This is a genomic window from uncultured Clostridium sp. (assembly GCF_934754915.1).
Taxonomy (GTDB): Bacteria; Bacillota; Clostridia; order Clostridiales; family Clostridiaceae; genus Clostridium.
Genome location: NZ_CAKVKB010000141.1, coordinates 1 through 8,257, shown reverse-complemented (window position 1 = coordinate 8,257; position 8,257 = coordinate 1). Strand labels below are relative to the sequence as shown.

General features: G+C 27.9%; 8 protein-coding genes. 7 read left to right on the top strand and 1 reads right to left on the bottom strand.

Translation table 11 applies throughout. The annotated features are described in order from the left end of the window. Positions 1 to 204 precede the first annotated feature (204 nt). Positions 205 to 885 carry a TIGR00266 family protein gene (locus Q0F58_RS15560; RefSeq protein WP_294378562.1) on the bottom strand — a complete coding sequence of 227 codons (681 nt, stop codon included), beginning with the start codon at positions 883 to 885 and terminating at the stop codon, positions 205 to 207. A gap of 275 nt (positions 886 to 1,160) precedes the next feature. On the opposite strand from Q0F58_RS15560, the gene Q0F58_RS15555 reads away from it, so the two are divergent. The 7 genes from Q0F58_RS15555 (at position 1,161) to Q0F58_RS15525 (ending at position 8,097) form a co-directional block, all read left to right on the top strand. Then, positions 1,161 to 1,646 carry a hypothetical protein gene (locus Q0F58_RS15555; protein WP_294378560.1) on the top strand — a complete coding sequence of 162 codons (486 nt, stop codon included), beginning with the start codon at positions 1,161 to 1,163 and terminating at the stop codon, positions 1,644 to 1,646. 199 nt (positions 1,647 to 1,845) lie between these two features. Further along, complete coding sequence (locus Q0F58_RS15550; protein WP_294378558.1) at positions 1,846 to 2,799, top strand: L-lactate dehydrogenase; 954 nt, start codon at positions 1,846 to 1,848, stop codon at positions 2,797 to 2,799. Between the two features lie 343 nt (positions 2,800 to 3,142). Then, on the top strand, positions 3,143 to 3,445 hold the full coding sequence (locus Q0F58_RS15545) for a hypothetical protein (RefSeq protein WP_294378557.1): 303 nt from the start codon (positions 3,143 to 3,145) through the stop codon (positions 3,443 to 3,445). Between the two features lie 476 nt (positions 3,446 to 3,921). Continuing rightward, positions 3,922 to 4,632 carry a YitT family protein gene (locus Q0F58_RS15540; RefSeq protein WP_294378555.1) on the top strand — a complete coding sequence of 237 codons (711 nt, stop codon included), beginning with the start codon at positions 3,922 to 3,924 and terminating at the stop codon, positions 4,630 to 4,632. Positions 4,633 to 5,120: 488 nt separating this feature from the next. Continuing rightward, positions 5,121 to 5,426, top strand: coding sequence for an STAS domain-containing protein (locus tag Q0F58_RS15535; RefSeq protein WP_294378553.1), 306 nt, complete (start codon positions 5,121 to 5,123; stop codon positions 5,424 to 5,426). A gap of 102 nt (positions 5,427 to 5,528) precedes the next feature. Next, positions 5,529 to 7,625 carry a glycogen debranching protein GlgX gene (gene glgX / locus Q0F58_RS15530; RefSeq protein WP_294378552.1) on the top strand — a complete coding sequence of 699 codons (2,097 nt, stop codon included), beginning with the start codon at positions 5,529 to 5,531 and terminating at the stop codon, positions 7,623 to 7,625. 34 nt (positions 7,626 to 7,659) lie between these two features. Continuing rightward, the gene (locus Q0F58_RS15525; protein WP_294378550.1) at positions 7,660 to 8,097 is read left to right on the top strand and encodes an ATP-binding protein; all 438 of its coding nucleotides are present in this window, start codon (positions 7,660 to 7,662) and stop codon (positions 8,095 to 8,097) included. Positions 8,098 to 8,257: the final 160 nt, after the last annotated feature.

Sequence of the window (8,257 nt, the reverse complement as noted above, 5' to 3'; positions counted from 1 at the left end):
TGCGCCTCATACTGGGGATGTTGTTAAGATAAGCCAGCTTTCTACATCAAATATGAAGTATGCTGGAAGAGTACTAAATGATACTGAAGCTACTGAAACTGCAGAAGCAACTGATACTAAAAATTAGAAATTGAAAACACTATTATATCATTTAACATTGATGATATGATAGTGTTTTTTTCTGAAAAATTTATTTTTAATATATTATACAATTTTAAATCCCATTTTAGAAATCCAGCTTTTCATTCCATCAGGATTACGAGTTTGTATGAATACACGGCCTGGCCCTCTAAAACGACAAACTAAACCTTCACCTGATGTGAAACTGCTTATCCAGCCTTTTTTAGATGCTTTTTCAATTTGATATTCAAGAGTTTCATCCCAAGCAACAAGGTGACAGTTATCAATTATTATTTCTTCACCAGGATTAAGATTTATCTGATGAATTGCTCCATAACTACTGACAAAAAGAGTACCATTTCCTTTTGCACCTAAAACAAAGAAACCTTCTCCAGAAAATAATCCTTTAGTAAGATTTTGAACTTTTGTTTCAATTTCTACATCCATAGTAGCAGCAAGGAAACCATCTTTTTGAATCTTGAGGCCTGTACCATTTAACTCTATTGGCATTATGTCTCCAGGAAGAGCATGAGCAAATATAATATCACCAGAACCTCTATTAGCAGAAAGATATTGGAAGAAGAATTTTTCACCTGTAGCCATTCTAGCAAGACCTTTTAAAATTCCTCCTTCTGCACTTCCAGTAACATCAATAGTAGGTGACATTGTAATCATTGCATCTGATTCAGCTTTTATCTGTTCACCAGTCTCAAGATGGCATTTAACTATTGGGAAAGTGCCTTCATGTAAAATCTCGTAATTCATTTTTATCCCTCCAAACAAGAAAATATAGTGTTATTATAAAATTGAAATGCTATAAATTAACATTTCAATTTTATAATAACATAGATTTTTTTTTAAATAAATACAAATTTGTTGTGTGGTTGTTAATTCATAAATAGTATAAATATAAAGTATTAAACGCCGATTGCGATATATGATATGTATATAATAAAAAAATGTTTGAAATATAATAAAAAATAGTGTAAAATGATAAATGAAAACGTATTCTAATAAAAATAATTTGTGGAGGTTGTTTTATGATAATATATATTATGAATATACTTCATAATAGTGTTAATTTGGCATTTAATCATCAAGAGATTTCCTTGATTGGACATACATTAATGAATGATGCAAGATACATATCAAGTTTTGCTGGAATAAAGAAAAATAATGATATAAGTGAAATTAATATGAAACTGGCTAATTTTTTTGAACTTATAAAAAAATATAAGATATCTTTAAAAGATACTTTTGACATTTTTGAAAAAGTCATAGGAAATCAAAATAATAAGTGGATTATAAATGAAGTTTATAATTATAATGGAAGATATAATATTAATGAAATTCATATAAGCAGGTATTTAAGTGAAATAATTTATAGCAGTGGTGATCAAAACAATATAGATGAATTGTATAAAAATTCACCAAATATGCAAAGAGTTATACTTGATGCTGTGTTTAATAAGATAAAAGAAAACAATAGAAATAATATTATTGAAAATCTTTGCGACGTATGTTGATTAAAGGTTTACAAAAGGTATTATGTTTAAAGATCAGCGCGGAAATATTTTTTGGATTTTCACGCTGATTTTTATCATTATAAAATCATGCAACAGATAAATAATATTTGAATTTAATGATAAGTTAACATAAAGATACTATATTTTATAATTTATTGTAAGGTGATATAATAATATAAAAAAACTGGCGGTGATAGTTATGGCGATTAAAACAAGAAAAGTAGTTATTGTAGGGAGTGGAAATGTAGGTTCTCATTGTGCTTTTTCATTAGCACTTCAAGGTGTTTGTGATGAAATTATAATGATTGATAAAATAGGAAAAAAAGCAAATGCAGAAGCAGTTGATTTAAGTGATACTATTTCATATATTCCACATAAAGTAAAGGTAAGAAAAGGAGATTTTAAAGACTGTGGTGATGCAGATATTATAGTTATAAGTCTTGGAGTGCCACCTGAACCAGATAAGAGCAGACTTGAATTTTTGGAAGGCACAATAAAGGAAGTTGATATTATTATAGAACCTATAATCAATAGTGGATTTAATGGAATTATGATAGTTATATCAAATCCTGTAGATGTTGTTTCTTATTATATATTGAAGAAGACAGGTTTTGCTAAAAATAAGGTGTTTGGAACTGGAACAACTCTTGATTCTTCAAGATTGAAGAGAATACTTTCCAATGAAACAGGCATTGATGCAAAATCAATACAAGGATATACAATGGGAGAGCATGGTGATTCTCAGATGGTTCCATGGTCTCATATATCATTTGGGGGTAAGAATGTATATGAACTTATAGAAGATGGAAATAAAATATTTAAAAATATTGATTTGGATCAGCTTGAACATAAAACAGCACAGGCAGCATATGAAATAATTGAAGGAAAAGGATGTACTGAATTTGGCATAGGGGTCGGACTTACTGAAATTGTTAAGACAATATTTCATGATGAAAGAAAGATACTTCCTGCAACGACTATGTTAAATGGTGAATATGGACAAGAAAATGTATTTGCAAGTGTTCCATGTATAATAGGAATAAACGGAATAGAAGAGATTGTACAGATAAATCTTAATGCTAAAGAAAAACAAAAATTTAATAATTCATGTAATGTAATAAGAGAATATATAAATAAAGCTGAACAGTTATAAAAGGATAATACATATCACAATTAACAATGTATAATTTATAATGAATGATGACATCTTTTCAAGACTTCTTTGATATTTTTATATGTACTACATAACTTTGACTTATTTTTTGACACTTAAGCTAATATGGATGATATAAAAAATAGAAATGCATTTTAAATTAATACTTTATATATAAAAACTGACTGCAAGTATTATAAGTAATGAATATTTTTTATAAATTTGATTAAAAATTTAAAGTCAATATATAAAATTGTAATCTTAAACATAAGTACATTATTTAAATTGTTGCATTAAAATGTACTTATTTGATATAATTCCATTGAAATGAGGTGAAAATATCATGGCAAGGAAGAGCAGTAGAAATACTGATATATTGAAAGATGCTAAGAATACTACATCTCCTAAGATTTATTCATTGCTTGTACAACTGGTAAATGCAGAAAGAAAAGATTTGGCAGAAGATGTTTTAAAAGCTGACTATCTTTTAGAATATACAAGTAATTGTATCAAGGATAAAGATTACAGAGAAGCAAAATTTACAATAGGAATGGCTGAAGAAAGAATAAACAAGGTTAAAAATGAAGGATTTAATGTAGAGTATCTTATATATCTTTACGAAGGAATAAAATCTAAAATAAAATAAATTCATAGAAGATAGAAGTATGAAAAATTTTAAAAGCTTGCAGTAAATATGAGGTTGCTGCAAGCTTAATTTTTTACATATTTTTATTAATACAAATTGATTTTTTTAGATTTGTAAAAATTCAATATTATTATTTATTATATTTTTTATGATTAAATAGATAATTAAGATTTAAGGGTTTATTATTGCAGGATTAGGTATAAGTGTAGCATGGATATTGTTTTATAGATTTGGAGGCAATAGATTGAAATTAATGGAAAATGACTGAATTAGTTCAAAAAATCATTGGAAATATATGCTTAAATATCAATATAAATGATATTGACTGAAAATAAAAGAAAACGTTTAAAATCTATTGACAAATATCATTCTAGATTGTAGTATAGTAACAGTGATATTGATTACATATGTTTTTAAACAATTATGTAAAAAATATATATAAATATATACATTTGATTAAGCAAAGGAAGGTATAAATGAAACAAGGAATTAATTTAGTGAAGCGAATTGTATTATTTTTTCTAGGGATGAGTATAATTCAACTTGGAGTAGCATTATTTTTAAAGACAAATATAGGATCAGATAGTTTTACAGTATTTACACAGGGACTTGCAAAAACTCTGGATAATACAGGGTTAAGCAGTAATTTTATAGTGAATTTTATTTCAGGGGGTATGGGTGTAACTCCTGGAGTTGCAAACATGATCATTCTAACAATAATGTTTATAGCAATATTGTGTGTTGAAAGAAAACGAATAAATATTGGGACATTAATATGTGTTGTTGGAGTAGGGCCTATAATAGATTTTGGCGTTAAAGTTATTTCATATTTTCCAGTAGATTCGTATAATTTATTTGTAAAAATGTTTTTGGTTGTTTTTGGTTGTTTTATAATTGCGATAGGTTTTTCAATATTATCGGCAAGTAATCTTGGAGTAGCTCCAAATGATATAGTTCCATTTATATTTGTTGATAAACTTAAAATCGAATACAAATGGGTTAGAATAGCTTTAGATGCAGTATTTTTAATAGGCGGCTTTGTACTTGGAGGAAAGATAGGAATTGGAACTGTTCTATCAATGGCATGTACGGGACCATTTATACAAATATGTCTTCCATATGGAGAAAAATTTGTGGATTTTCTTGTAGAAGGAAAAGAAGTGCGTATTGAAGAAGTATCTGCATAATAATTGATAAAACTGTCAGGCAGTATGCCTGGCAATTTTTTTTGCATAAAAATAGCATATGTATTGCAGGGCTAAAAGTATATTTGAAATTTATTTAATACATATAAATAAAGTTTGAAATATAGAAATATAATTCACAGCAATAATATATGATTTGAATTTTGAAACAGAAATTATTTATAGGAATTAGAGTTGTTAATATTTAGCAAATCAATAATTTTATACATATATTATTATAGAAATATAGTTTTATAATTTAATCTTTTATTATTAGCAATAATAAAATTGTCAATTAGTCAAAATGATTTGGGAGAAATAAGGAAACATGTGTTATAATTAAATATATATAATTGAAAAATTGTAAATTATTTAAGTTGAATGATTATACAAATTTAAATCGTTTGTAATTGCAATTATATAAATCTCAATTATATTCAATATTATACAGTAATAAGGAATAACGATATAAACAAAAGGTTGTGATTAGCATGGAAGTCAATATTAAAGATATTAATAGTAAAAAATATATAGAATTAAAAGGAAAACTTGATAGTAATTCTAGCAATGAAGTGACAGAAAAAATACTTGATGTAATACAGGATGCTGATGATATAACTATTGATATGAGCCAGTGTTCATATGTTTCAAGTGCAGGTCTGCGAACACTTCTTACTATAGGAAAGAGAATAAAAATGAAGAGTGGACATATGAGCATAATAAATCTTGTGGAAGAAGTAAAAGATGTTATGGAAATGACAGGCTTTGGAAATATTTTTAAGGGGTTTGAGAACTAATATATGTTGGGGTTAACAATATAAAATAAATGAAGAAATTTTTGCAGAATTTCTTTGTATTATTAGATTCATATTTATAAAAATAGAGGAGGGATTATATAAATGATAAGAGTTGATAGCTATCCTACTCATGAGAAAGATGGAATAAAATATAGAATAGGAAAAGTTCTTCCATATGGAGCATCCATTGTTCCAAATGGCGTTAATTTTTCTATATTTTCAAAATATGCAACTTCGTGTGAACTTGTTCTTTTTAAAAAAAGAGAAAAAGAGCCATATGCAGTAATACCATTTCCTGATGAATTCAGAATAGGAGATGTTTTTTCTATGATTGTATTTGATGTGGATTATGAAAACATTGAATATGGATATAGAATGGATGGAAAATATTCTCCAAGAGAAGGTTTTTGGTTTGATAAAGAAAAGTATCTTCTTGATCCTTATGCTAAATCTGTTTCAGGAAGAATTATATGGGGAGAGGAAATCGATGAAAATAACAAATTTCAGCATAGGGGAAGGATAATATATGATGATTTTGACTGGGATGGTGATAAACCCCTTGAGATTCCTATGGAAAAACTTGTGATATATGAAACTCATGTCAGAAGTTTTACAAAAGATAAAACAAGCGGTGTAAGACATGAAGGTACATTTGCAGGACTTGGAGAGAAAATTCCATATCTCAAGAAACTAGGAATAAACTGTATTGAGCTTCTTCCAATTTTTGAATTTGACGAACTTGAAAATTCAAGAGTAGTAGATGGACAAAGGTTGTATAATTACTGGGGATATAGCACAGTAAATTTTTTTGCACCTAAAGCAGGATATGCAGCTACAGGGAAATATGGAATGGAAGCTGATGAATTGAAAAATCTTATAAAAAAACTTCATCAGGCAGGAATTGAAGTAATACTTGACGTTGTATTCAATCATACTGCAGAAGGCAATGAAAAGGGACCGTATATATCATATAGAGGAATAGATAATAAAACATACTATCTTCTTACTCCTGATGGACATTATTATAATTTTAGTGGATGTGGAAATACATTAAATTGTAATAATTCTATTGTGAGAAACTGTATACTGGACTGTTTAAGGTATTGGGTATCTGAATATCATATAGATGGATTCAGGTTTGATCTTGCATCCATTTTATCACGAGATGAAGCTGGTGCGCCAATGAAAAATCCACCTCTTCTTGAAACTTTAGCTCATGATGCAATTTTATCTAAAACTAAGCTTATAGCTGAAGCATGGGATGCAGGCGGGCTTTATCAGGTTGGAAATTTTCCTTCATGGGGAAGATGGGCTGAATGGAATGGAAAATATAGAGATACTGTGAGAAAATTTTTAAAAGGTGACAGTGTAGCACTTGAATTTATGAAAAGAATGGAAGGGTCTGAAGATTTATATAATCAAAGAACATCAAATGCATCCATCAATTTTATAACATGTCATGATGGTTTTACTTTGTATGATCTTGTCTCATATAATGAGAAACATAACATGGCAAATGGAGAAGATAACAGAGATGGAACGAATGACAATAATAGTTGGAATTGCGGGGTCGAAGGTGAGACTGATGATGTTTCAACAAATGTATTAAGAAAAAAACAGATAAAAAATGCAGTGACAATATTACTTATGAGTCGAGGAATACCTATGATATTATCTGGTGATGAGTTTTGCAATACGCAATTTGGAAACAATAATGCTTATTGTCAAGATAATGAGATCTCATGGCTTAACTGGGATAATTTAAAGAGGCATGATGATATATATAATTATTTCAAAGCAATGATAAGGTTTAGAAAATCTCATCCCGTAATAATGAATTGTACTTATGATATAAAAAATAATGGGACAGGCTATCCGGAACTATCATGGCATGGAGAAAAACCATGGAGTTTTAATGTTTCAAATGATAATCTTTCACTTGCACTTATGTATGTTGAAGATAAGCACAAGTATAACTTAGAAGAAGATACGTTTATATATATGGCAATAAATATGCATTGGGAGATGCATATTTATGAATTACCTGTAATACCAGAAGATAAACAATGGTATATATTCTGTAATACTTCATGTGAATATGGAAGAGATATTTTTGATGAAAAGATAAGGATACCTATAGAAGATCAAAGTAAAATAGTGGTAAATCCAAGAAGTATAATAATTCTTTTGGGAAAATAGCTGCTATAAGAAAAATAATAGTGTAGGTGATTTTATGGAATGGTTAAAAAAAGAAGCTACAATAAATAACTTGAACACAATGATTGATTTCATATTGAATAATTTGAAAAGAGATGTAGAGGTAACAGAACATATAGATATGGAAGTACGGCTTTTATGTGAAGAAGTTTTGATGAATATAATAAGTTATGCATATGCAGACGACAAAGAAAATGGAGAAATGATGATAGGATATGAGTATAGTATTATTGATAACTGTGTTACGTTGAAAATGTGTGATTATGGAGTAGAGTTTAATCCCATAAAGGAAAAGGATCCAAATTTAAGTTGTGACATTATGGAGAGAGAAATTGGAGGACTTGGTGTTTTTCTAATCAAAAAAATATCAGATTTTATAAAGTATGAAAGAAAAAAGGGAATGAATATATTAACCATAAAGAAATATTATATTTCCGTGAAAAAATCAAAGTGAAATTTTGCTTATAAGTCTAGAATTAAAATATAAAATCTAAAAAAATGATTTGCTTTGAGTTATAAGTTTATAGAGGAGTGAAATTTTTTGAATAAAAATTTTTCATTTAGTATAGATAAGAATATGTTCAAAAGAGGATTTATATGTTTTATAATTATGC

Excerpts from the sequence above, each read along its gene's own strand:
- Q0F58_RS15560 (WP_294378562.1), bottom strand. The coding sequence starts at position 885 with ATGAATTACGAGATTTTACATGAAGGCACTTTCCCAATAGTTAAATGC.
- Q0F58_RS15555 (WP_294378560.1), top strand. The coding sequence starts at position 1,161 with ATGATAATATATATTATGAATATACTTCATAATAGTGTTAATTTGGCA.
- Q0F58_RS15550 (WP_294378558.1), top strand. The coding sequence starts at position 1,846 with ATGGCGATTAAAACAAGAAAAGTAGTTATTGTAGGGAGTGGAAATGTA.
- Q0F58_RS15545 (WP_294378557.1), top strand. The coding sequence starts at position 3,143 with ATGGCAAGGAAGAGCAGTAGAAATACTGATATATTGAAAGATGCTAAG.
- Q0F58_RS15540 (WP_294378555.1), top strand. The coding sequence starts at position 3,922 with ATGAAACAAGGAATTAATTTAGTGAAGCGAATTGTATTATTTTTTCTA.
- Q0F58_RS15535 (WP_294378553.1), top strand. The coding sequence starts at position 5,121 with ATGGAAGTCAATATTAAAGATATTAATAGTAAAAAATATATAGAATTA.
- glgX (WP_294378552.1), top strand. The coding sequence starts at position 5,529 with ATGATAAGAGTTGATAGCTATCCTACTCATGAGAAAGATGGAATAAAA.
- Q0F58_RS15525 (WP_294378550.1), top strand. The coding sequence starts at position 7,660 with ATGGAATGGTTAAAAAAAGAAGCTACAATAAATAACTTGAACACAATG.